This window comes from Nocardioides sp., from assembly GCF_047602075.1.
Lineage (GTDB): Bacteria > Actinomycetota > Actinomycetes > Propionibacteriales > Nocardioidaceae > Nocardioides.
Genome location: NZ_JASGIF010000001.1, coordinates 670,489 through 694,217 on the forward strand (window position 1 = coordinate 670,489; position 23,729 = coordinate 694,217).

The window sequence follows — 23,729 nt, forward strand, 5'->3', positions numbered from 1 at the left end:
GACCGGATCGGAGCACCATGGGTCAGCTCGACTCGATCACCTCGCCGCGCGATCTGAGCAGGCTCGACGACCAGGAGCTGGCCGCGCTGGCCACCGAGATCCGCGACTTCCTGGTCGCCACGTGCGCGCGGACCGGCGGACACCTCGGGCCCAACCTCGGCGTGGTCGAGCTGACCCTCGCCGTGCACCGGGTCTTCGACAGCCCAACCGACGCGATCGTCTTCGACACCGGCCACCAGGCCTACGTCCACAAGTTGCTGACCGGGCGGAAGCAGGACTTCGAGCGGCTGCGGCAGGAGGGTGGGGTATCGGGCTATCCCAGCCGCGCGGAGTCCGAGCACGACCTCGTCGAAAACTCGCATGCCTCGACGGCGCTCTCCTACGCCGACGGCCTGGCCAAGGCGTTCGCGCTGCGTGGCGAGGAGCGGCACGTGGTCGCGGTGATCGGCGACGGCGCGCTGACCGGCGGGATGGCCTGGGAGGCGCTCAACAACATCGCCGTCGCCGGCGACAGCCGGCTGGTGATCGTCGTCAACGACAACGGGCGGTCCTACACCCCCACCGTCGGCGGGCTGACCACGGCGCTCACCCGGCTGCGCACGAACCCGCGCTACGAACAGGCGCTGGGCCAGGTCAAGCGACGGGTTAACGCGGTTCCCGGCGTCGGGCACGCGGCGTACGACGTGCTGCACGCGGTCAAGAAGGGGATGAAGGACGCTCTCGCCCCGCAGGGCCTCTTCGAGGATCTGGGGTTGAAGTACGTCGGTCCGGTCGACGGCCACGACCGCGCAGCGCTGGAGGATGCGCTCAACCGTGCCAAGGGCTTCGGCGGACCGGTCATCGTCCATGCGATCACCCGCAAGGGCTTCGGCTACGACTCCGCCGAGCAGCACGAGGCCGATCGGTTTCACAGCCCCGGCCCGTTCGACATCGCCACCGGGACGGAGGCCCCCAAGCCGCACAGCTGGACCGACGTCTTCGCCGACGAGATCGTGCAGATCGGTCAGCGGCGCCCCGACGTGGTGGCGCTGACCGCGGCGATGATGCACCCGGTCGGGCTGCACCACTTCCAGGCCCGCTTCCCCGAGCGCACCTTCGACGTCGGCATCGCCGAGCAGCATGCCGCGACCTCAGCGGCCGGCCTGGCGATGGGTGGCCTGCACCCCGTCGTGGCGGTCTACGCCACCTTCCTCAACCGCGCCTTCGACCAGATCCTCATGGACGTCGCGCTGCACCGCTGTGGGGTCACCTTCGTGCTGGACCGTGCCGGGGTCACCGGCGACGACGGCGCCAGCCACAACGGCATCTGGGACATGTCCGTCCTCCAGGTGGTGCCGGGACTGCGGATCGCCGCGCCCCGAGACGCCAGTCGGCTGCGTGAGTTGCTCGGCGAGGCGGTCGAGGTCGCGGAGGCCCCCACGGTGGTGCGGTTCCCCAAGGGTCCGCCGCCGGACGACCTGGAGGCAGTCGACCAGATCGGTGGCCTCGATGTGCTGGTCCGGTCGGGCACCCGTGACGTGCTGGTCGTCGGCGTCGGCGTGATGGCGACCACGGCCGTCGAGGTCGGTGAGCGCCTGGTCGCTCAGGGCATCGGCGTCACGGTGGTGGACCCGCGCTGGGTCAAGCCCATGGCGCCGACCCTCGTCGACCTTGCCCGCGACCACCGCCTCGTCGTCTCGATCGAGGACAACGGGCGCGTCGGTGGGGTCGGCGCCACCCTGTTGCAGACCCTGGTCGACGCCGGCGTGAGCACGCCGTACCGGCTGTACGGCGTGCCGCAGGAGTTTCTCACCCACGCCAAGCGGACCGTCATCCTCGAGCGGGCCGGGCTGACTGCTCAGGCGGTCGCCCGTGATCTGACCGCCGACCTTTGCCGGACCTCCGACCTCAGCAGAGTCGAGCCGAGCCAGCCAAAGCCTTCTTGAACTGTCCGGCCCTGGCAGCGTCGTTGAGACGCCAGTCGATCACGGAGTTCTGGTTGGAGTCGAAGTAGCTGAGGCCGGCGCCACCGAGGTCTTGCATGTCCTGGTAGGCGTTGATCAGCCAGGTCGGCTGATCAGCCGCGGCCGCCTCCGACAGCCCGGTCTCTCCGACGCCCCACGCGGTGCCGTGGGCCTTCGCCCACGCGGCGAGCTTGACGTAGTAGGCGCGGATGTCCAGGTGCTTGGTGCCGATCTTGCCGTTGCGTTTGACCCCGAAGTCGTTGTAGGCGTCGATGGCCGTCACGTCGACATTGGCGTCGCCCGGCCACTTGCTGGCCAGCGTGTTGCGACCACCACCGAAGGTGTTCCACCCGCTGTAGATCACGGTGTAGGCGACGTTGTCGGTCCGTGCGTGGATGATCGGTGCGATCCGGCGCTGCATGGCGGTCCAGAGCAGCATGTCGCCGTCCTTCTCCGGCTCGTGGTGGATCGCGAGCCAGACCGGTCCGGGGACGGTCTTCAGCTTGTCGGCCAGCTCCTTGGCCCAGCTGTCACCGGCGCCGGAGGACATCTGCGACCAGGAGTAGGGCTCCTTGAAGCTGATCCACGGCAAGCGGCCGGCGTTGACGTCCGCGGTTGCCTGGCGCACGGCGGCATCGATCTGTCCGGAGGCGTAGTACGTGCGATGCAGCGGCAGCGTCGCGCCGAAACTGGACTCACGCTGCTCGATGCTGACCCCGCCGCTGACGGCAGCCCCGAGGAAGGTCTGGCCGGGCCCTGGGATGCCCATCGGGTCATCGACGCATCCGGCTGCGGTGCCACCGGTCGGGCTGGTCGTCGAAGAGGGCGACGACGCCGGACTCGACGACGTCGTCGCGGCCGACGACGAAGGAGACGCGGCCGACGAGGACGGCGAGGAGGACGTTGCGGCGCTGCTGCTCTGCGAGCTCGGCGGCGCGGAGGACGAGGTGGCCGACGATGATGCGCTGCCGACCGTCATCGAGATGTCGTCGACGAGCAGAGTGGTGCCGCGAGGCACCTGGAGACCGACCACGTTGAGGTCGGCCAGGGCGCCCGACACCGAGGAGGTGTAGGTCATCTCGACTCGGGTCCACGACGACGAGGTGGTCTCGAAGGAGGTGCGGGTGTTCGTGAGGGTCTTGCCGTCACGCACCTCGCGCACACGCAGCCGCCCGGAGATGGGGCTCCCTTCGGACCGAACCCGCGCCGACAGCGTGTAGGTCGACCCCTTGGTGGTCGACGTGATCGTCGGCTGGGCGTCGTTCACCAGCACGAGGCCCTTGCCAGACCGCGACAACTGGCCGGAGGCCTTGCCGGACGCGGCCGGTGTCCCGGCGACGAGACGCTGTGCGGCGCGGTTGACCTTCCACCCGCTGGTGCCGGCCTCGAAGCCGCCGTTGACCACCAGCTCGGCGCCAGCCGCCGCCTTGTGGCTGGCTTGCTTCGCAGAGGGCAGCATCATGGTGACCGCGAACGTGGCCGGCACGCCGAGCGTGACCAGGCAGACGGTCACCACGGCGAGCAGGCTATGCCTTGGTCGCAACCGCGAACGCGGCGGTTGGCCGGTGGATCGGTGTCGGCCACTGCTGGGGGTCGGGCGCGATCGGCGATGGGGAGAGGAACCGCTGGTTGCGCTGTGTCGGGGGGCGTGCGAGTGGTGCTCGGCAGTCATGTTTCCTTCCGCCCGTGGGGAATACGGGTGAGGCTGGTTGTGCCCGAGACGGGGGTTGGTGGCTGCTTCGTTCCCACCTGACCGTAATCGAAACGTTATCTATGTCGCAACATCAAGGCCCGCGTGTTGGGAGCGAGCGGGTCAGGAGGAGTGAGGCCAGTGGTCCTTGAGGTCAGCGTCCGCAGAGCCGGGCCGACAGCGGCATCAGGCTGCGATAGCGGGCGAACTTCACCGGGTCGTCGAGCGTCCAGTCGGTGACCGAGTGCTTGTTGGAGTCGAAGTAGGACATTCCGGCGCCGCCGAGCCGCTGCATCGTGTGGTAGGCCCGGACGAGCCACTTCGGATCGTCCTTGGCTGCTGGCCGACTCTGCCCGATCTCGGCGACCGCCCACGCTGTGTGATGGTGGCGCGCCCAGCGCGCCATCTTGCGGAAGTACGGGCGGACGTCGAGGTGCTTGTCGCCCACCCCACCCGCTCGGCGGACGCCGTAGTCGCTGTAGGCGTCGATGGCGAGGATGTCGATGTTGGCGTTGCCGGGCCACTTCGTGGCCACGGTGTTGCGGCCGCCGCCGTAGGTGTTCCACCCGCTGTAGATCACGGTGTAGGCGACATTATTGGTGCGGGCATGGATGATCGGCGCGATCTGCCGCTGCATCTTCGTCCACAGCGCCAGGTCGCCGTCCTTCTCCGGCTCGTGGTGCACTGCCAACCACACCGGCCCGTGGACCTTGCGCAGGCCGCGGGCGAGTTCCTTCGCCCAGCGATTGCCGTTGCCGGCGGCCATCTGCGACCAGGAGTAGGGCGCCTTGAAGCTGATCCACGGCAGTCGGCCGGCCTTGAGATCGGCCTTGGCGTCACGGACCGCGCCACTGATCTGGTTGGCGTTGTAGTAGCTGCGGTGCAGACGGATCGTGCGACCGAGCTGTCGCTCGCGCGAACCGATGGTGTGCGTGCCGTTGACGGCAGCGCCGAGGTAGGTCTTGCCTGCCTGGGGTATGCCTTGCCGGCTCCTGACACAGTGGCCCTTCGCCGACGCCTCCTTCGAGACCGTCGACTCCGTCGAACTGGCTGCCAGGGAGGGCGCTGCGAGAGCAACGGGCACGGCCATGCCGACGGTCGCGGTGACTGCGACGAGAGTGCGGGCAGAGATCGTGATGGGGGTCATCTGTCCTCCTCGGCCGTCGACCGTAGCGCAGGTTGCCGTCGGAGAGCCAATCTCAGTGCGGCCGGAGAGTTCAGTGGAACCGCCGGCCGGTCACCTTCTCGGCGATGCCGCTGGTGTCCAGCAGCATGGTGAGCCCGCCGTTCCAGAAGGAGAAGCCGGCGCCGGTGATCATCGCTAGATCGAGATCCTCCGGCGCGGCGACGACGCCCTCGTCCAGCATCCGTCGAGCCTCGTCGGCGAGCGCTGAGAGGACCCGGTCACGGACCTCGTCCGGGGTGAGCGCCACCGGGTCGGCAGGCTGCTCGGCCAAGGCAGCGACCTCGGGGTCGATGCTGCCGTCGGGCAGGTAGTGCGACGAATTGCCGGCGGCCACCAGTCGCTGCAGCGCGGGAGAGACGTAGAACCTGTCGGGGAAGGCCGCCGCGAGTGTCTCGTTGTTGTGCAGCGCGATCGGCGGCCCCACCAGCGAGAGCAGCACGAAGGGCGGCATCGGCACCACCCCGGCGAAGGCGGAGTCGGCGACCGGCACCGGAGTGCCTTCGTCGACGATCCTGCCGACCTCGCCCATGAAGCGGCCGAGCAGGCGGTTGACGATGAAGGATGGGCTGTCGTTGACCAAGATGGTGGTCTTCTTCAGCGCCTTGCCGGTCGCGAAGGCGGTCGCCAAGGTCGCGTCGTCGGTCTGCTCACCGCGCACGATCTCGAGCAGCGGCATCACGGCCACCGGGTTGAAGAAGTGGAAGCCGACCACCCGCTCCGGGTGGCCCAGGTCTGCGGCCATCTCGGTGATGGACAGCGAGGATGTGTTCGTCGCCAGCACACACGCGGGGGAGACGACCTTCTCGACGTCGTCGAAGACCGCCTTCTTGATCGCCATCTCCTCGAAGACCGCCTCCACGACGAAGTCGGCATCGGCGAACGCCTCGGCCTTGTCCACGACCCCGGTGACCAGTGCCCGGTAGCGATTGGCTCGGTCCGCCGAGAGCCGCCCCGATGCCTGGAGCTTCTCGATCTCGGCGTGCACGTAGCCGACGCCCTTGTCGACGCGCTGCTGGTCGAGGTCGCTGAGCACGATCGGCACCTCGAGCCGACGCACGAACAGCAGTGCCAGCTGGCTGGCCATCAGGCCGGCGCCGACGATGCCGACCTTGGTGACCGGCCGGGCCAGGGATCGGTCCGGCGCCCCAGCGGGCCGCTTGGCCCGCTTCTGCACCAGGTCGAACGCGTAGAGGCTGTGCAGCAGCTCCGGTGTCTGCGCCATCGCCTCCAGCGCGTCGTCCTCGGCGGCGAAGCCCTCGTCGCGAGTCGCCCTGCGCGCGGCGGCGATCAGCTCGATGGCGCGGTACGCCGCGGGCGAGGCGCCGCCGGTCTTCCCGTCCGCGATCTGCCGGGCTCGAGCCAGTGCGGCGTCCCACACCCCGCCCCGGTCGATCTCGGGCCGCGCCACGACGATCTCGCCGGTCAACACGCGGGCTGCCCAGGCCAGTGACTGCTCGAGGAAGTCGGCGCCGGAGAAGCAGGTGTCGAAGAGGCCGAGGTCGAAGGCCTGGCGACCCTTCAGCGTCCGGCCTTGGGAGAGCGGGTTGTCCAAGATCAGCGTGACTGCCTTGTCGGCGCCCACCAGGTTGGGCACGAGGTAGCAGCCGCCCCAGCCGGGGATCAGACCCAGCATCACCTCGGGCAGCCCGATCGCGGCTGCGGAGTCCAGCACGGTGCGGTAGTCGCAGTGCAGGGCGATCTCGAGGCCGCCTCCGAGCGCCAACCCGTTGACGAAGGCGAACGACGGCTTGCCGCCCTCGCCGAGCTTGCGGAAGACCGCGTGGCCCAGCTCTGCGACAATCCGCACGGCGGGCGCTCCGCCGCTGGCGATCGAGACCAGGTCGGCACCGGCCGCGAGGATGAACGGCTTGCCGGTCACGCCGAGGGCGACGATCTCGTCGTCGGCGAGGGCGGTGTCGATGGCGTCGTTGAGTCCGACCAGGGTGCGCGGTCCGAACGTGTTGGGCTTGGTGTGGTCCTCGCCGTTGTCCAGCGTGATCAGCCCCATCACACCGGCATGACCGGGCAGGGTCACCTTGCGCAGCCGGGCGGCGGTGACGCGCTCGGCATCGGTCGAGATCTCCCGGGCCTGTGCCAGCAGCGTCGCCATCGCGGTCATCGGCCGGCTCCCTTCCAGCTCAGGTTCTCCCAGATGACGGTGCCGCCCATCCCGATGCCGATGCACATGGTGGTCAGGCCGTAGCGCACGTCTGGGTGCTCGGCGAACTGCCGGGCGAGCTGGGTCATCAACCGCACGCCGGAGGAGGCGAGCGGGTGGCCCATCGCGATCGCACCGCCGTAGGGGTTCACGCGGGGGTCGTCGTCAGCGATGCCGTAGTGCTCCAAGAAGGCGAGCACCTGGACGGCGAACGCCTCGTTGATCTCGAAGGCGCCGATGTCGTCGATGCTCAGCCCGGCCTTGGCCAGCGCCTTCTCGGTGGCCGGGATCGGGCCGGCACCCATCACCTCGGGCTCGACGCCGGCGAAGGCGAAGGCGACCAGCCGCATCTTCGGGGCCAGGCCCAGTTCCCGGGCGGTTCTCTCGTCCGCTAGCAGGCAGGCGGTCGCCCCGTCGTTGATGCCGGCCGCGTTGCCCGCGGTGACCCGACCGTGCGGTCGGAATGGGGTCTTGAGGCTGGCAAGTGACTCGAGGGTGGTGTCGGGCCGCATCGGCTCGTCGCTCACGGCGAGCCCCCAGCCCAGCTCGGCCGATCGGGTCGCCACCGGCACCAGGTCGGGCTGGATCTGCTCGGCGTCGTAGGCCGCCGCGGTCTTCGCCTGGGAGCGGACGGCGTAGGCGTCAGCGCGCTCCTTGGTGATCGTGGGGTAGCGGTCGTGCAGGTTCTCCGCGGTCTTGCCCATCACCAGTGCATCGGGGTCGACGAGGCGCTCGGAGAGGATGCGCGGGTTCGGATCGACGCCCTCGCCCATCGGGTGGCGGCCCATGTGCTCGACACCGCCGGCGATCGCGACGTCGTACGCTCCGAAGGCGATGCCCGACGCCGTCGTCGTGACAGCGGTCATCGCACCCGCGCACATCCGGTCGATCGCAAAGCCAGGCACGCTCTGCGGAAGCCCGGCGAGCAGGGCAGCGGTGCGGCCGATGGTCAGACCCTGGTCGCCGATCTGGGTCGTGGCCGCGATGGCCACCTCGTCGACCTTCTCCGGCGGCAGCGCCGGATGGCGGCGCAGCAATTCCCGGATGCACTTGACCACCAGGTCGTCGGCGCGGGTCTCGGCGTACTGCCCCGTGGCCTTGCCGAAGGGTGTGCGCACGCCGTCCACGAAGACGACCTCTCGTAGCTCTCGGGACACGCGGGCTCCTTGGTGAGAGTGGCAGGGACGGAGGTCAGGTTACCTGTGGGTAACTAACTGTGCACATTCGGCTCCCATCGGCTGGCATATCGTGACCGGGTGAGCAAACGATCACCCCTGGTGCACATCGTCGACGAGGTGCCCGAACTGGCCCGGACCGAGGCAGAGCCCCGCGACCTGACCATGGTGGTCTCGCTGGACGGCTTCTTGGATGCGGGAGCGGCCTCGGGGCTGGTCGCGAACCACCTGGAGTCGCTCTCGGACGGGAAGGTGGTGGCGACCTTCGACGTGGACCAGTTCCACGACTACCGCGCCCGGCGACCGGCGATGTCGTTCATCCGCGACCACTACACCGACTACGAGGCGCCGCGGCTGCTGGTGCGGCTGCTGCGCGACAGCGGCGGCACGCCCTTCCTGTTGCTGCGTGGTCCGGAGCCGGACAACCGCTGGGAGGCGTTCTGTGCCGCCGTCCGCGACGTCGTCGAGCACTTCGAGGTGTCCCGCGTCGTGGACATCGGGGCGGTGCCGATGGCGGTCCCGCACACCCGGCCGATCGCGATCACCCCGCATGCCACGCGGCCGCAGCTGCTGGTCGGCGAGAGCCCGTGGCGTGGCGAGCTGCGTATCCCCTCCAGCGCCCAGTCGCTGCTGCAGCTGAGGCTGGGGGAGTGGGACCACGACGCCCTCGGCTTCGTGGCGCACGTGCCGCACTACCTCGCGCAGCTGGAATACCCGAAGGCAGCGCTGGCCATCCTCGAGCAGGTCGAGCTCGGCGGCCACCTGACCATCGACCTCGGGGCGCTCCGGGCCGCGGCGGAGGAGCGCGAGGTGGAGATCACCGGCTACCTGGACGCCAACGAAGAAGTGCGCGACGTGGTGGCCGGCTTGGAGCAGCAGTACGACGCCTTCCGCGCCGCCGAGGAGTCGGGCGCCGGCCTGCTGGCCAGTGACGAACCACTGCCTACCGGCGAGGAGATCGGCCGTCAGTTCGAGCAGTTCCTGGCCGGCCTGGACGGCCCCGACTCCGACCCTGCGGCCGGCTCGCCCGGCCAGGAGGACTGAGTCGATGCCCGCCTCGGCCGCCGAGCTGGTCGAGCTGCTCGATCTAGAACAGCTCGACCTCAACCTCTTCCGAGGCCGGCAGCCCACCACCATGCGTCAGCGGGTGTTCGGGGGGCAGGTGGCCGCGCAGGCCCTGATCGCCGCGATCCGCACCGCCGGCCAGGAGTATCTGCCGCACTCGATGCACTCCTACTTCCTGCGGCCCGGCGACTACTCCGTGCCGATCGTCTACGACGTCGAGCGCCTGCGCGACGGCCGGTCGTTCGCGACCCGGCGGGTGGTCGCGCGCCAGCACGGCCGGCCGATCTACTTTCAGACCGTCAACTTCCAGCAGCCGGAGGAGGGCTTCGAGCATCAGGACGTGATGCCCGAGGTGGGTCCGCCCGACTCCGGGCGGAACCTCATCGAGCTGATGGCCAGTCGTGGCGACCTGGAGAGCGAGCAGCTCGCGTTGGAGTGGGCCGCTCTGGACGTGCGACACCTCGGGAACTCCCGGACCGGTCTGCCCGCGGACCCGATGCACCCGGCCCGCTCACGCCTGTGGGTGCGGGTCAACGGTGAGCTGTCGGACGATCCTCGAGAACACCTGGCGACCTTCACCTATGCCAGCGACATGACCCTGCTCGGGGCCGCCTTGGTGCCCCACGACGTGCGGATCGGGTCACCCGAGCTTCAGGCCGCCTCGCTGGACCACTCCATCTGGTTCCATCGGCCGTTCCGCGCCGACCGGTGGTGGCTCTACGACCAGTGGTCCCCGTCTGCCTCCAGCGGTCGCGGGTTGGTCCTCGCGCGGACCTTCACCGAGGACGGCACCCTGGTCGCGACGGTTGCCCAGGAGGGGCTGATCCGGCACCGCAGTTAGCACAGCCTTCCGGACTTTCGGTGACAGACACGCCGTGCTCGGGGTAACGTCTGAGTGCTTCTGTGACGCCTGATCACTGTTGTGACTGATGTGGTTGCAACCGGCTGGTCGCGTCCACCGCCTCCGATGAAGGGTGACGCCCCGATGAGAACTGCCGCCGCGCTGGCCCCTGGGATCGCCGTACTGCTCAGCATCTCGACGCTGACCTCGGCCTCCGCCGGCGAGGGCAAGCAGCGCTATCCCGAGGACCGCGTCTCCAAGGGGACTGTCGCCAAGGCGCCGACCACGGCCTACGAGATGCCGTTCCCCTGCGGCCAGGCCTGGACGGGGACCACGCGCAGCGACCACAGTCCGAGCCCGCTGTCGATCGACTGGAACCGCACCGACGACTATGGGGACGACGTGGTCGCCGCCGCGTCCGGGACGGTGACCGTGGCCGACACAGTCGTGGACAGCGGCTACGGCAAGTGGGTGATGCTGGATCACGGCAACAACGAGACGACGATCTATGCCCACCTGTCGGGGGTGGCGGTGAAGGCGGGCCAGAAGGTCGACCAGGGCACCCTGCTGGGCTACGTCGGCGACACCGGCAACGCCACCGGACCGCACCTGCACTTCGAGGAGCGGATCGGCAGCTCGGACACCGCGCCGTACTTCCACGGCAAGGCGTTCGTCTTCGGGTCCACGCTCACCTCGCAGAACTGCCCAGACGTGCCGCTGGCGGCGAACATGCGCGGCCCCAAGGCCGCCGAGCCCGTCTACTTCACCCGAGCGACCCCGGCGAAGTTCACCACCGTGCTCCCGAAGAAGACCAAGACCACCGTCTTCGGAACCGCCTCCGAGGACCCGGTGCTCGGTGACTGGGACGGCAACGGCCACGCGAACGTCGGTGTGCGGGACCCGGCGACGAAGACCTTCGAGCTGAAGACGCCGGCAGGCGTCACCACCATCAAGTTCGGCATGAAGGGCGACCTTCCCGTCGCCGGCGACTGGGACGGTGACGGCACCGACGAGGTCGGCGTACGACGACCGAAGGGCGTCTTCCGGCTCCGGCACGCGGACGGCTCCGTGACCCGAGCGCGGCTGGGTGAGAAGGGCGACCTGCCGGTCGCCGGGGACTGGGACGGCGACGGCCGCACCGACATCGGGGTCTACGACCAAGCCGCCGCGATGTTCACTCTGCGGATCGTCGACGAGGACGGACTCCCGTGGACCGCCTCGGTGAAGTTCGGTGCTCCCGGCGATCTTCCGGTCGTGGCGGACTGGGACGGCAACGGCAAGACCGATCTCGGCGTCTGGGATCCACACACCGCAACGCTCTCCAAGCGGATGGCCAAGCGGCCGACGGCGACCAAGGCGACCGTGACGACGATCCAGCTCGGCCACCCACGCTGACTTCGGGCGCTGAGTTTCGCCGAGGGTGAACAGCCCTGGCGAAGGGTTGCCTGCTGGACGCGGGCGCACGCGGCGTGGCCGGGGCGTTCAGCGTGGTCTCTCGGCCTGGCCACGCCACCATGGGGGAGCTGGTCTGGCTCCCGCCGTCCGGGGAACTCGTGGTGCTCCACGACGGCGACGTCCCAGCCGCACCGCTCGTCTCCGCCTCGAACGTAGACTCGATGGACGCAGGGGACCCCGATCTCAAGGTGGTGTGACATGGCGTCAGCGAGTCGAGTTGAAACTGTCGATGTCCTCCCACGACACAGCCGGGTGTGGTGTCGACTGCGCCTCCACCACGAGTGGCGGCGTCGGGTCACCGACGACGGGGGTCGCTATCGCATCTGCGAGGCCTGCGATCTGGTCGACGACGGGACGCTGAACCAGATGTACGACGGGTGGTACATGTCCGACGTGCCGCCCACCAACGAGCGCTGCCGTCAACCGTCCGTGGCCGGTAGGTAGGACCGCACCGTCTGGATGGTGTCCGCCTCGGCGGGAGTCTTGTCGTCGCGATAGCGCAGCACTCGCGCGAAGCGGAGGGCGACCCCGCCGAGGTAGCGGCTCGACCGCTGCACGCCGTCGAAGGCGATCTCGACGACCTGCTCGGGGCGCACCTCGACCACATAGTGGTCCTTGATCCGCTCCCGGTCGACGGCGAGTTCGGTGAACCGCTCGGTCTGCCGGACCAGCATCGCGTCGGACATCCCCTTGAAGGTCTTGCCGAGCATCACCAGCTCCCCGGTGTCGGCATCTCGCGCTCCGAGGTGGATGTTCGACAGCCAGCCCTGCCGACGGCCGCTGCCCCACTCGACGGCCAGCACGACGAGATCGAGCGTGTGCACCGGCTTGACCTTGATCCAGCCGGCGCCGCGTCGGCCCGCGGCGTACCTCTCGGCGAGTGTCTTCACCACCACGCCCTCGTGACCGGCCGCGACCGCCTCGGTGGCGAACGCCTCGGCGGACTCGGCGTCGTCGGTGACCAGGCGGTGCACCCGCCAGCGCTCCGGGACGAGGCCGACCAGCGCGTCGTGCCGGCGCGCTCCCGGCTCGTCCAGCAGGTCGGTGCCGTCGAGGTGCAAGATGTCGAAGAAGTACGGTGTCACCGCGACCCCGCCCGCCTGGGCGGTGCGCGAGGCGGTGTCCTGGAAAGCCCGTGGCCGGCCCTGGCCATCGAGGGCCAATGCCTCGCCATCGAGGACGAACTGCTCGGAGGGCAGGCTGAGTGCAGCCTCCACCACCTCGGGCAACCGGTGGGTGATAGTATCCAGGCTTCGTGTCGCGACGACCACGTCGTCCCCGCGCCGGTGCACCTGGATCCGGATGCCGTCCAGCTTCGTCTCCACGGCGACTGGTCGGTCGCTCAGCTTGGCGAAGGCGACGGTGAGGTTGGGCGCGCTGGCCGCGAGCATCGGCAGCACCGGCCGGCCCACCTCGAGGCCGACCTCGGCCAGACCCTCCTCGCCCCGGTCGAACGCAACGGTCACGACGGGCACCGTCCCGCCGGCCAGCATCGCGGCGCGGCGCACCGCGGTCAGGGGCACACCCGCTGCCGTCGCCAGCGCCTCCTGGAGGAGCGCATCCAGTGCGCCCTGACGCACTCCACCGGTGACCACCCCGCCGAGCCAGCGTTGCTCATCGGTCGTAGCGCTGCCGAAGAGGTGGGCCACCTCCGCCGCCCGCTGGCTTCGGGAGCCCGGACCGCTCAGCGCGGCCAGCCTCTCGAACGCCTCGTGCACCTCGGTCAGGGTCAGCCGAGGCTCGTCCACCGCGTCGAGCTCGCGGGGCACCCCCCGCCAGCCGACACCGGTCCGTCGCTGCAGCAGGCTCCCCGCGAGATAGGACGCCGCAGTCTCGCGCTCCTCTGGCGGAGCGGCTGCCAGCGCCGCCGCGAGGATCTCGACCTTCGCCTTCCTCGACCTGGTCGCCGCCACCTCTCTCGACGCGACCACGATCTGTGCAAGCAGCATGTCGTGCATTCTCTCCCGAGCCGGGGCGTTGGCCGGGGTCCGGGCGAGAAGGGGTCGTCGATTGGGCGCAAACGACATGCCAGAGGGCGTTCTCGTTGTCGTTTGTGCCCAATCGGTGGGGTCTTGGCTCCGGATCAGGGTCGGACCCGTCTGGTGCGCGGGTGTCGGGGCTGGGTGCCAGGTAGACCGGGCACCCAGCACCCATAGGGGCGCAGGAGTCGCAACAATCCTGCAGCAGACGCCGACCCCCGGGGCAGCACACCGGCCGACCAGCGACCCGGATGGCAACCTCGTTCACAGCGGGCGCACCCGTCCCAGCCGCCGCCGGCTCACGACCCGATCTGGGTGCGCACCTCGTAGAGCTCGGGGAAGAAGGTGAGGTCGAGGGCGCGGCGGAGGAAGTCGACGCCGCTGGAGCCGCCGGTGCCGGTCTTGTGACCGATGGTGCGCTGGACGACCTGGAGGTGGCGGAAGCGCCACTCCTGGAAGTTGTCCTCGACGTCGACGAGTTCCTCACAGGTCTCGTAGACACCCCAGTGGGCACCGGGGTCGCGATAGACAGCGGCGATCGTCTCGACCAGGGCGGGGTTCATCCGGTGCGGCTGGGCGAAGTCGCGGTCGAGTAGTTCCCGCGGGATGTCATAGCCGGCCCGGGCGAGGAAGGCCAGGAACTCGTCGTACAGGCTCGGTTCGTGCAGGAGCATGTCCAGCTCGGCTTGGACCTCGGGAGTGTGCGCGAAGACCTTGACCATCTCGGCGTTCTTGTTGCCGAGGAGGAACTCGACCTCGCGGTACTGCCAGGACTGGAAGCCGGAGCTGGTGGCGAGGAAGGGGCGGATCAGGGCGTACTCGCTGGGCGTGAGCGTCGCGAGCACCGACCACTGGTCGGTCAGCGTGTGTTGGACGTGCTTGACCCGGGCCAACCGCTTGAGGGCCGGCGCGAGCCGGTCCTCTCGCAGCAACCGGCGGGCGGACCGCAGCTCGTGGACGAGCAGCTTCAGCCACAGCTCCGAGGCCTGGTGCTGGATGATGAACAGCAACTCGTCGTGCTGCGGCGGGTCGCTCAGCGGGCGCTGCGCTGACAGCAGCCGGTCGAGACAGAGGTATTCGCCGTACGACAAGTCGTGGCGGAAGTCCTGCCGGATGCCCGGCTCCAGATCGCGAACGGCAGGATCGGTCATGGGGCCAACCTACGCCCGGCCGACCGGCTCTGGCCGGGTTCTGGGTCAGCCCGTGATGTAGACCTTGCGCAGCGTCTCGGCGACGTGCCAGATGGTGCGGTCACCCTTGTGCAAGCGGACGACGGCACCCGGGGTCAGCGGGATGACCTCTCCGTCTTGGAACTCCACCGAGCCGCGACCGGTGAGCACGACGAAGACCTCGTCGCACTCCTCGTCGCGAACCATGCCTGGAGTCATCTCTTGGATGCCGATTTGAGTGGCGCCGATCCCCCCGAGCAGACGGGCACCTGTGGTCGGAAAGCCGCCGACGGTGTCGTCGGCAGGGACGCGCTGGCGAGGCATCGTGCTCGCGAACACGTCGACATCGAGGTAACGGCCTGTCATGTGAGAAATCGTGGCACCGACCTGCCATGTTTGCCACACGACCGGGCCGCATTCAGCCGATGGTCTAGGCAACTTTCTCGACTTGCCCGCTCAGCTTGGCAAATCGTCCGGTCGGATCGGAGCCTCTGACCCGGATGGACTATGAGGCCGCGCCAGGAGGTGGAGCATCTCTTGCGCGGCCCGACAGTTCCTAGAGGGCACCTCGTCGCCGCTGGTCAGCGTGGTGCTGATGCTCAGCATGGCGCCGTAGGAGTCGGTCGGGGCGAGGACTAACGTCGTGCCTATGGACCAGGCTGCAACCCGGGTCTGGCGGCCGGGCTGGCCATGCCCGGTGGGCGCCGTCCTTGCGCCGTTGCGGCACGGCCGCGGCGACCCCGCGTGGCAGCGGGACGACACCGGTCGCTACTGGCTGGCCATGCGGGCGCCGTCCGGGCCCGCCACGCTCGCGATCACCGCACGTCCCGAGGACGGCGAGGTGCGCGGGCAGGCCTGGGGGCCGGGTGCGGAGTGGGCGCTGGAGACGATGCCGGACCTGCTCGGAGCCGCCGACGATCCTGCCGGCTTCGACCCACGCCACCCGTTGCTCGCCGAGGCCCAGCGACGGCATCCGGATCTGCGGATCGGGCGCTCAGGACGCCTCTTCGAGGCACTCGTGCCGGCGGTGCTGGAGCAGAAGGTGACCGGGCAGGAGGCCAACCGCGGCTATCGGGCCCTGGTCCGACGGCACGGCGAGCCCGCGCCCGGGCCGGCTCCGGCCGAGCTCCGGCTGGCGGTCCTACCGGCGGCCGCTACCGTGCGCGCGGTGCCGTCGTGGGAGTGGCTGCACATGCAGGTCGACCCCGCCCGCTCTCGCACCTTGGTCCGATCCGCCCGGGTGGTCGACAGCCTGGAGCGGGTGGTCGACCTGCCGGGCGAAGTGGCAGACCGGCGGCTCAGGCTCGTTCCCGGGATCGGAGTGTGGACCAGCGCCGAGATCCGGCTGCGTGCCCTCGGCGACCCGGATGCGGTCAGCTTCGGTGACTACCACCTGGCCAAGGACGTCGGCTGGGCGCTGGTCGGGCACGACATCGACGACGATGCGCTCGCCGAGGTGCTGGAGCCCTATCGACCGCACCGAGCCCGCGTCGTGCAGCTCCTCGCCGCGACCGGCGTACGACGTCCGCGGCGAGGCCCACGGATGGCTGCCCGAACCCACCTACCGACGGCACGCGCCGAGGACTTCGGGTCCTCCTCTGGGAGGCCTACTTGACCCGCACTGCGGTGACGAAGGCCTTGGCGTCGATCTTCCCGGAGTCGGCGCTGCCCGTGTCGTCGGAGTAGCCGAAGGCGTAGACGAGGACTGCGGTGGGGTCGGTCACCGACACGATTCGAGTGCTCGAGCAGGTGGACTCACGGTCCTTGGCCGGGCTCACCGGCGCGAAGCAGGTGCCGAAGTCCAGGCCCCAGGGGCTGCCGTCATCGACGCGGAGGGCGAAGCTGACCGTGCGAATCCCCACTCGTGTCCTGGTTGGGCACGAACCAACCGTCGGCGGTCAGGACATACTTGCCGGGCTTGAGGGTGATCTCGCCGAGCTTGGTCGCCCGGACCGTCTCGGTGAACTTGCCGAAGGTGCCGCCGATGTTCTCGATGGTCGTCAGGTCAGTCTCGGTCGACACGACCGGCACCGCCTTCAGCGACTTCTTGACGCCCTTGCCGAGGTCGACCCTCTTCACGGAGCCGTCCTTGATGTCCTTGCCGGTGATCAGCTTCGCCGCGGACGCGCCCCCGGCGAACAGCGTCATAGCGAGGATCGCGACAGCGAACCCGGTGATGATCTTCTTCATGCTTCCCCTTCGTGTTGGTACTAGCAGAATCCCCACAACGTGACGACACTCGGCTGACAACGACGCGACCGTGTCCGAGTCTCAGGGTCGGTGTCTGAGGGCCGTGCGTCTTCGGACGTTACCTGTCGGATAGTGTCAAGATCGGGCGCGACACAAAGGGATTTTGCGGCGCTTGTCGTGACCCCAAATCGGGGGACAACAGCCGACGCCAGGGCTCGAGGACAGCCCGGGGCCGCGGCTACAGCAGCGGCCGCAACGGCTGCAGGATCCCCTCGGTGAACTTGCGGTGGAGGTCCCGGGCCTCCCACTCGTCCCGGGTCAGCTCCAGGCTGCCCGACTCGTCGACAGCGAAGATCTCCTCCATCGCCTCGGCCATCTCGGGGTCGATGATCTCGACATTGATCTCGTAGTTCCCGGTGAGCGAGAGCCGGTCGATGTTGGCCGTCCCGACCGTCGTCCAGGTCCCGTCGATGGTGGCCGTCTTCGCGTGCACCATCGCCTCCTTGAAGCGCAGGATGCGCACCCCCGAGGCGAGCAGCTGGGAGAAGTAGCCGCGTGAGATCCAGTCGGCCACGATGTGGTTGGACTTCAGCGGGATGAGCAGTCGCACGTCCACGCCTCGCTCCGCCGCTTGCTTCAGGGCGTCCACGAAGTCCTGGTCGGGCAGGAAGTAGGCCTGGGTCAGCCAGATGTGATGGGCGGCCCGGTTGATCGCCTCGAGGTACATCGCCCGGATCGGGAACATCCACAGTCGGGGCACATTGCGGTGGAAGCGGACCCGCGGCTCCCACTGCGACGCCGCCTCCAAGACCAGGGGCGGGTGCGACTGCCCGATCCGGCGCCGGCGGTGCAGGTTCCAGAAGTCGGCGAAGGCCCGCCTCAGGTCCCACACGTCCGGGCCGGTGATCCCGACGTGGGTGTCGCGCCACTCGGTGGCGTAGGCCGTGCCGATGTTGTAGCCCCCGACGAAGCCGATCCGGTCGTCGACGACCAGGATCTTGCGGTGATCGCGGCCGTAGCGGCTCAGGTCCCAGAACCGCAGGCCCGCCGACCACACCGGATAGCGCAGCACATGCAGGCTGGCGGGGAACCGCTTGAAGGACGGCGCGACGACCAGGTTCGCGAAGTTGTCGTAGATGACATAGACCTCGACCCCACGGCGGGCAGCACGAATCAGGGCATCCTTGAACTGCTCACCGACCTCGTCGCCCTTCCAGATGTAGGTCTCCAGCATGATCTGCCGTTCGGCGCTCTCGATGGCGGCCAGCATGTCGTCGTACAGATCCTGGCCGAAGGTGTACGTCGTGACCGCGTTGTCGCCGATCTGAACCGTCGCCGGCGGGGTGGTCGGGAAGCGACCGGGCTTCTTGCCTCGGCGACGGTAGGAGTCGACCAAGGTGAGCCCCAGGGCTGTCCCCACCGGCACGACGATCAGGCCGAGCAGGACGCGCCGGAGCGCGGTCAGCCAGCGGGTCGGCGGGAGGATGCGACGGGCCACTCGATCAATCTAGATGACCGCTCCAGCACCCGGCCTGGACAGCCCCTGCCGCCGTCCGGAGCGACTGTCGGCGCATGGTCGTACGCTCGTGCGCATGCGACCGATCACCGACCTCGAGCGCCGGGTGGCGCCGTTCCAGGTGGTCTCCGAGTTCCAGGCCTCGGGAGACCAGCCGACCGCCATCGAGGAGATCGTCCAGCGCGTCAACGACGGCGAAAGCGACATCGTCCTGCTCGGCGCCACCGGCACCGGCAAGACCGCGACCATCGCCTGGGTGGCCGAGCGGTTGCAGCGGCCGATGCTGGTGCTCCAGCCCAACAAGACCCTGGCCGCCCAGTTCGCCAACGAGTTGCGGCAGCTGTTCCCGGGCAACGCGGTGGAGTACTTCGTCTCCTACTACGACTACTACCAACCCGAGGCCTACGTCCCGCAGACCGACACCTACATCGAGAAGGACTCCTCCATCAACGAGGAGGTGGAGCGGTTGCGACACTCGGCGACCAACTCCCTGTTGACCCGCCGTGATGTCATCGTGGTCTCCACGGTCTCCTGCATCTACGGGCTGGGCACCCCGCAGGAGTACGTCGACCGCATGGTGCGCTTGAAGGTCGGTGACGAGCTCGACCGCGACTCCGTGCTCCGGCGCCTGGTCGACATCCAATACACCCGCAACGACATGTCCTTCACCCGTGGCACCTTCCGCGTGCGCGGCGACACCCTGGAGATCTTCCCGGTCTACGAGGAGCTGGCCATCCGGGTGGAGTTCTTCGGCGACGAGATCGAGCGGCTGATGACGCTGCATCCGGTGACGGGTGAGGTGCTCACCGAGGACGAAGAGCTCTACATCTTCCCCGCCACCCACTATGTCGCCGGACCCGAGCGGATGGAGCGGGCGATCGGCGGCATCGAGGAGGAGCTGGCCGACCGGCTGGAGTGGTTCGAGCGACATGGCAAGCTGCTGGAGGCTCAGCGGCTGCGGATGCGCACGACGTACGACGTCGAGATGATGCGCCAGGTCGGCTCGTGCGCAGGCATCGAGAACTACTCGATGCACATCGACGGTCGCACCCGCGGCAGCGCACCCAACTGCCTGCTCGACTATTTCCCGGAGGACTTCGTCCTCGTCGTCGACGAGTCGCACGTCGCGGTGCCGCAGATCGGCGGGATGTACGAAGGCGACATGTCCCGCAAGCGCAACCTGGTCGACCACGGCTTCAGGCTGCCCAGCGCGATGGACAACCGCCCGCTGAAATGGGAGGAGTTCTTGGAGCGGATCGGTCAGACGATCTACCTCTCTGCCACGCCGGGCAACTACGAACTGGACAAGATCGGTGGCCGCGATCACGCCGTCGAGCAGCTGATCCGGCCGACCGGGCTCGTCGACCCCGAGGTGATCGTCAAGCCGACCCAGGGCCAGATCGACGACCTGATCCATCAGATCCGCACCCGCACCGAGCGCAACGAGCGGGTCTTGGTGACCACGTTGACCAAGAAGATGTCGGAGGACCTCACCGACTATCTCCTCGACGCCGGTGTGCGCACCCGCTACCTGCACTCCGAGGTCGATACCCTCAAGCGCATCGAGCTGCTCCGAGACCTCCGGCTGGGGGACTACGACGTCCTGGTCGGCATCAACCTGCTCCGCGAGGGCCTCGACCTTCCCGAGGTGTCCTTGGTGTCGATCCTCGACGCCGACAAGGAGGGCTTCTTGCGCTCCGACAAGTCCCTCATCCAGACCATCGGCCGGGCTGCCCGCAACGTGTCCGGCGAGGTGCATATGTATGCCGACTCGATCACCCCGTCGATGGAGTCGGCGATCGACGAGACCAACCGTCGACGCGCCAAGCAGGTGGCCTACAACCTCGAGCGCGGCATCGACCCGCAGCCGCTGCGCAAGAAGATCGCCGACATCACCGAGATGCTGGCCCGCGAGGACGAGAACACCGAGGAGCTCCTCGCCACCTGGCAGCATCTCGACCCGCGCTCGAAGAAGGCTCCGGTCCCCGGGCTCTCCAAGCTCAAGACCTCCGACCAGGCTCCCGATCTGGCCGGCCTGCCGAGCAGCGACCTCGCCGAGCTGATCCAGCAGCTCACCGAGCAGATGAAGAACGCCGCCGCCGAGCTCCAGTTCGAGGTCGCCGCCCGCCTCCGAGACGAGATCTCCGAGCTCAAGAAGGAGCTGCGCCAGATGATGGAAGCTGGGGTGAGGTGAGCCCCGACGACAAGGCGCCGGTGGCCCACTCGCCCGGCCAGACGTCGTTCAGCAGGGGCTTGGACGTCCTGCTTGCCGTGGCGCGCCAGCTGTGCGAGCCCGACGTCTGTCTTCGTGCTGAATACCATCACGACATGAAGATCCTCGCGGGCGCCGGAGCATTCGTTTCGACGACGAGCAGTGACTGGCAAGAGCATCTCGAGGTGCCTGACCTCAGTTGTGGCACCTACTCGCTGCCCGCCGGTGGAACGGACCCGCAGTCACCCCACACCGAAGACGAGATCTACGTCGTCACCCGCGGTCGAGCGACGCTGTGGACCACTGACGGATCCGCGCCCATGGGCCCTGGCGACGTGGCCTTCGTGCCGGCGGGAGAGGAGCACCGCTTCGTCGACATCGTGGAGGACTTCGCGGTGATCGTGGTCTTCGGCCCAGCGGAGTACTCCCGCGCCTAGGCGCTCACCACGGTCCACCCGGAGGCAGCCGCCGGATGGCTCGCTGCTCCCTTCTTCTACAGACGGCGCACCTCGGAGGCGACGTAGTCCGACTTCGAGGTGGTGACCCGCAGCGCGTTGATCCCGGTGCCGCGCATGACGAAGATCGGCCAGGGGAAGCCGTGTCGACCCCGGTGGTCTGATAGACCTGACCCATGGACGCCGAGGTCGACCTGGTGATCGTGGGAGCCGGCCCGACCGGTTTGTTCGCCGCCTACTACGCCGGCTTTCGCGGCTTCGGCGTGGCGGTGGTCGACTCGCTGCCCGAGCTGGGTGGCCAGATCACGGCGATGTACCCCGAGAAGGCGATCTTGGACGTGGCTGGCTTTCCCTCGGTCAAGGGCCGGGACCTGGTCAGCGGGCTGGTCGAGCAGGCCGCGACGGCCTCGCCGTCGTACTTCCTCGACCGCACCGCCCAAACTCTCAAGACCTCCGAGGGCGGCCTCACCCTGGGGTTGGACGACGGTAGCCGGATCACGGCGAAGGCGATGATCATCACCGCCGGCATCGGCAAGTTCAGTCCCCGCCCGCTGCCGGCGGGCGACGGCTGGCTGGGCCGGGGCATGGAGTTCTTCGTGCCGAGCTTCGAGCCGTACGTCGACAAGGACGTCGTCGTCGTGGGCGGAGGGGACAGCGCCTTCGACTGGGCGCTGCACCTGGAGCCGCTGGCGTCCTCGGTGACCCTGGTCCACCGCCGCGATGCCTTCCGCGCCCATCAGCGCAGCGTCGACGCGGTGCGCGCCACCTCGGTGCAGATCATCACCCGGGCCCAGGTCACCCAGGTGCACGGCGACGGGATGGTGTCGGGTGTCGAGATCACCGTCGACGGTGAGCCGCCCGTCGAGCGGCCCGCGCAGGCGATCGTCGCGGCCCTCGGCTTCGTCGCAGACCTGGGACCGCTGCAGTCGTGGGGGCTGGAGACCGACAAGCGCCACGTGGTGGTGGACTCCTCGATGCGCACCAACCTGGAGCGGGTCTTCGCTGCTGGTGACATCACCGAGTATCCCGGCAAGGTGCGGCTGATCGCCGTCGGCTTCGGCGAGGCCGCGACCGCCGTCAACAACGCCGCTGTCGCGATCGACCCGAGCGCCCACGTGTTCCCAGGTCACTCCAGTGAGGGAGGCTGATCCACGATGAAGGTCACCGTTGACTTCGACCTGTGCGAGTCGAACGCCGTCTGCGAGGCGATGGCGCCGCACTACTTCGAGCTCGATGACGACGACTACCTGATGGTCAAGCAGGAGGACGTCCCGCCCGAGGACGCCGAGCTGCTCCGTCGGGTGGTGTTCTCCTGCCCTCGGCAGGCGATCTCGCTGGTGGAGGACTGAGCGAGGCGCCTACCGCTCCCGGGCGTCGGTCATACTGAGCAGTAGGTTCCACGGCCGCTTCGGTCCGTGCCCGATCGGAGAGGTCCCGGATGCGTGTCGCGCTGCTGTCCTATCGCAGCAAGCCCCACTGTGGCGGTCAGGGCATCTATGTGCGCCACCTCAGCCGTGAGCTGGTCGCCCTCGGTCACGAGGTGGAGGTGTTCTCGGGCCCGCCGTACCCGATCCTCGACGAAGGAGTCCGGCTGACCAAGGTCGAGAGCCTGGACCTCTACCGCGAGCCCGACCCCTTCCGCATCCCGAAGCTGCGGGAGTTCCGCGACCGGGTGGACGTCGAGGAGTTCCTCACCATGTGCGTGGCCGGCTTCCCGGAGCCGAAGACCTTCAGCACCCGGGTCGCACGGCTGCTCCGTGAGCGGGTCGACGACTTCGACATCGTCCAGGACAACCAGGTGCTCGGCACGGGGCTGCTCGATCTCGAGGAGGCCGGCCTCCCGATGATCACCACCATCCACCACCCGATCACCTTCGACCGACGGATCGATCTTGCGGCGGCCCCCAACTGGCGGCGGCGGCTGGTGCTGCGCCGGTGGTACGGCTTTGTGCGCATGCAGGCGAAGGTGGCCCGCGCGGCGCGTTGGATCCTGACCCCCTCCGAAGCCTCCAAACGAGACATCGTCGCCGACTTCGGCGTCGATCCCGAGCGGGTCCAGGTGATCCTGCTCGGCGTGGACGAAGGGTTCCGGCCACCTACCCGACCACGAGTGCCCGGCCGACTTCTCGCGATGGCCAGCGCCGACGCCCCGATGAAGGGGATCAGCACGCTTCTGGAGGCGTTTGCCAAGCTCCGCACCGAGCGGGACCTGGAGCTGTATCTGGTCACCAAGCCGGTCGAGGGCGGCCGCACCGAGCGGCTGGTGGAGCAGCTCGGCATCGGCCAGCACGTGCACTTCGTGCACAACGTCAGTGACATGGAGCTGGTCGAGCTGATGGGCTCGGCCGAGGTCGCCTGCGTGCCGTCCCTCTACGAAGGGTTCTCGCTGCCGACCGCCGAGTTGATGGCATGCGCCACCCCACTGGTGGTGTCGCGGGCAGGTGCCATCCCCGAGGTGGTCGGTCCGGACGGCGAGTGCGCTCTCCTGGTCACTCCGGGCGATGTCGGGGAGCTGGAGCGCGCCATCGCCACGCTGCTCGACGACCCGGTGCGCCGAGCGGCGATGGGCGAGGCAGGAAGGCGCCGCGCGCAGGAGAAGTTCAGCTGGCGTGCGGTTGCGGTCGGCGTCGCCGCTGCCTACGAGCGGGTGATCGCCGACTACGGGCGCGAGCGCGCTGCCAGGAACGAGGAGTGA

The 23,729-nt window shown here is 68.8% G+C and carries 22 protein-coding genes; 12 read left to right on the top strand and 10 right to left on the bottom strand.

Going from position 1 to position 23,729, the window contains the following annotated elements; genetic code table 11:
• Positions 1 to 17 precede the first annotated feature (17 nt).
• Positions 18 to 1,925, top strand: coding sequence for a 1-deoxy-D-xylulose-5-phosphate synthase (gene dxs / locus QM714_RS03500; protein WP_415097613.1), 1,908 nt, complete (start codon positions 18 to 20; stop codon positions 1,923 to 1,925).
• On the opposite strand, the gene QM714_RS03505 is transcribed toward dxs, so the two are convergent.
• The 4 genes from QM714_RS03505 to QM714_RS03520 form a co-directional block, all read right to left on the bottom strand.
• Positions 1,888 to 3,459 carry a carbohydrate binding domain-containing protein gene (locus tag QM714_RS03505; RefSeq protein ID WP_415097618.1) on the bottom strand — a complete coding sequence of 524 codons (1,572 nt, stop codon included), beginning with the start codon at positions 3,457 to 3,459 and terminating at the stop codon, positions 1,888 to 1,890. The genes dxs and QM714_RS03505 overlap by 38 nt on opposite strands.
• Before the next feature lie 328 nt (positions 3,460 to 3,787).
• A complete protein-coding gene (locus QM714_RS03510; protein WP_415097620.1) occupies positions 3,788 to 4,780 on the bottom strand; it encodes a hypothetical protein in 993 nt (330 codons plus the stop codon).
• A gap of 70 nt (positions 4,781 to 4,850) precedes the next feature.
• On the bottom strand, positions 4,851 to 6,938 hold the full coding sequence (locus tag QM714_RS03515) for a 3-hydroxyacyl-CoA dehydrogenase NAD-binding domain-containing protein (RefSeq protein ID WP_415097622.1): 2,088 nt from the start codon (positions 6,936 to 6,938) through the stop codon (positions 4,851 to 4,853).
• Entirely contained in the window at positions 6,935 to 8,134 is a 1,200-nt protein-coding gene (locus QM714_RS03520; protein ID WP_415097624.1) for a thiolase family protein, read from the bottom strand. Before QM714_RS03520 ends, QM714_RS03515 begins: the two co-directional genes overlap by 4 nt.
• Positions 8,135 to 8,233: 99 nt before the next feature.
• On the opposite strand from QM714_RS03520, the gene QM714_RS03525 reads away from it, so the two are divergent.
• The 5 genes from QM714_RS03525 to QM714_RS03545 all read left to right on the top strand — a co-directional run bounded on the left by QM714_RS03525 (position 8,234) and on the right by QM714_RS03545 (position 11,957).
• Positions 8,234 to 9,196 carry a proteasome assembly chaperone family protein gene (locus QM714_RS03525; protein ID WP_415097626.1) on the top strand — a complete coding sequence of 321 codons (963 nt, stop codon included), beginning with the start codon at positions 8,234 to 8,236 and terminating at the stop codon, positions 9,194 to 9,196.
• A gap of 4 nt (positions 9,197 to 9,200) precedes the next feature.
• On the top strand, positions 9,201 to 10,058 hold the full coding sequence (locus tag QM714_RS03530; protein ID WP_415097628.1) for an acyl-CoA thioesterase: 858 nt from the start codon (positions 9,201 to 9,203) through the stop codon (positions 10,056 to 10,058).
• A 144-nt stretch (positions 10,059 to 10,202) separates the two neighbouring features.
• Positions 10,203 to 11,453 carry a peptidoglycan DD-metalloendopeptidase family protein gene (locus tag QM714_RS03535; protein WP_415097630.1) on the top strand — a complete coding sequence of 417 codons (1,251 nt, stop codon included), beginning with the start codon at positions 10,203 to 10,205 and terminating at the stop codon, positions 11,451 to 11,453.
• 92 nt (positions 11,454 to 11,545) lie between these two features.
• Positions 11,546 to 11,710, top strand: a complete 165-nt coding sequence (locus QM714_RS03540; RefSeq protein ID WP_415097632.1) for a hypothetical protein — start codon at positions 11,546 to 11,548, stop codon at positions 11,708 to 11,710.
• Between the two features lies 1 nt (position 11,711).
• Positions 11,712 to 11,957 (top strand): hypothetical protein, encoded by a 246-nt coding sequence (locus tag QM714_RS03545; RefSeq protein ID WP_415097634.1) that lies wholly within the window; start codon positions 11,712 to 11,714, stop codon positions 11,955 to 11,957.
• Here the strand turns inward: QM714_RS03545 and QM714_RS03550 are convergent.
• The 3 genes from QM714_RS03550 to QM714_RS03560 form a co-directional block, all read right to left on the bottom strand.
• A complete protein-coding gene (locus QM714_RS03550) occupies positions 11,933 to 13,462 on the bottom strand; it encodes an ATP-dependent DNA ligase (protein WP_415097636.1) in 1,530 nt (509 codons plus the stop codon). The genes QM714_RS03545 and QM714_RS03550 overlap by 25 nt on opposite strands.
• A gap of 329 nt (positions 13,463 to 13,791) precedes the next feature.
• On the bottom strand, positions 13,792 to 14,643 hold the full coding sequence (locus QM714_RS03555; protein ID WP_415097638.1) for a tryptophan 2,3-dioxygenase: 852 nt from the start codon (positions 14,641 to 14,643) through the stop codon (positions 13,792 to 13,794).
• 45 nt (positions 14,644 to 14,688) lie between these two features.
• Positions 14,689 to 15,027, bottom strand: coding sequence for a cupin domain-containing protein (locus tag QM714_RS03560; protein ID WP_415097640.1), 339 nt, complete (start codon positions 15,025 to 15,027; stop codon positions 14,689 to 14,691).
• A 283-nt stretch (positions 15,028 to 15,310) separates the two neighbouring features.
• Here QM714_RS03560 and QM714_RS03565 point away from each other — a divergent pair, with 283 nt between their 5' ends.
• Complete coding sequence (locus QM714_RS03565; RefSeq protein ID WP_415097642.1) at positions 15,311 to 16,276, top strand: DNA-3-methyladenine glycosylase family protein; 966 nt, start codon at positions 15,311 to 15,313, stop codon at positions 16,274 to 16,276.
• On the opposite strand, the gene QM714_RS03570 is transcribed toward QM714_RS03565, so the two are convergent.
• From QM714_RS03570 to QM714_RS03580, 3 genes are all read right to left on the bottom strand, one after another.
• A complete protein-coding gene (locus tag QM714_RS03570; RefSeq protein ID WP_415097645.1) occupies positions 16,269 to 16,523 on the bottom strand; it encodes a hypothetical protein in 255 nt (84 codons plus the stop codon). The two genes, QM714_RS03565 and QM714_RS03570, sit on opposite strands and share 8 nt — an antisense overlap.
• A complete protein-coding gene (locus tag QM714_RS03575; protein WP_415097647.1) occupies positions 16,483 to 16,851 on the bottom strand; it encodes a hypothetical protein in 369 nt (122 codons plus the stop codon). The genes QM714_RS03570 and QM714_RS03575 overlap by 41 nt, the downstream gene beginning before the upstream one ends.
• 238 nt (positions 16,852 to 17,089) lie before the next feature.
• The gene (locus QM714_RS03580; protein WP_415097649.1) at positions 17,090 to 18,349 is read right to left on the bottom strand and encodes a phospholipase D-like domain-containing protein; all 1,260 of its coding nucleotides are present in this window, start codon (positions 18,347 to 18,349) and stop codon (positions 17,090 to 17,092) included.
• 94 nt (positions 18,350 to 18,443) lie between these two features.
• Here QM714_RS03580 and uvrB point away from each other — a divergent pair, with 94 nt between their 5' ends.
• The 5 genes from uvrB (at position 18,444) to QM714_RS03605 (ending at position 23,729) form a co-directional block, all read left to right on the top strand.
• The gene (uvrB, locus tag QM714_RS03585; protein WP_415097651.1) at positions 18,444 to 20,561 is read left to right on the top strand and encodes an excinuclease ABC subunit UvrB; all 2,118 of its coding nucleotides are present in this window, start codon (positions 18,444 to 18,446) and stop codon (positions 20,559 to 20,561) included.
• On the top strand, positions 20,558 to 21,016 hold the full coding sequence (locus tag QM714_RS03590) for a cupin domain-containing protein (protein WP_415097653.1): 459 nt from the start codon (positions 20,558 to 20,560) through the stop codon (positions 21,014 to 21,016). Before uvrB ends, QM714_RS03590 begins: the two co-directional genes overlap by 4 nt.
• Positions 21,017 to 21,210: 194 nt before the next feature.
• Entirely contained in the window at positions 21,211 to 22,182 is a 972-nt protein-coding gene (locus QM714_RS03595) for an NAD(P)/FAD-dependent oxidoreductase (RefSeq protein ID WP_415097655.1), read from the top strand.
• A 6-nt stretch (positions 22,183 to 22,188) separates the two neighbouring features.
• Positions 22,189 to 22,383 (top strand): ferredoxin, encoded by a 195-nt coding sequence (locus QM714_RS03600; RefSeq protein ID WP_415097657.1) that lies wholly within the window; start codon positions 22,189 to 22,191, stop codon positions 22,381 to 22,383.
• 89 nt (positions 22,384 to 22,472) lie between these two features.
• A complete protein-coding gene (locus QM714_RS03605) occupies positions 22,473 to 23,729 on the top strand; it encodes a glycosyltransferase family 4 protein (RefSeq protein WP_415097659.1) in 1,257 nt (418 codons plus the stop codon).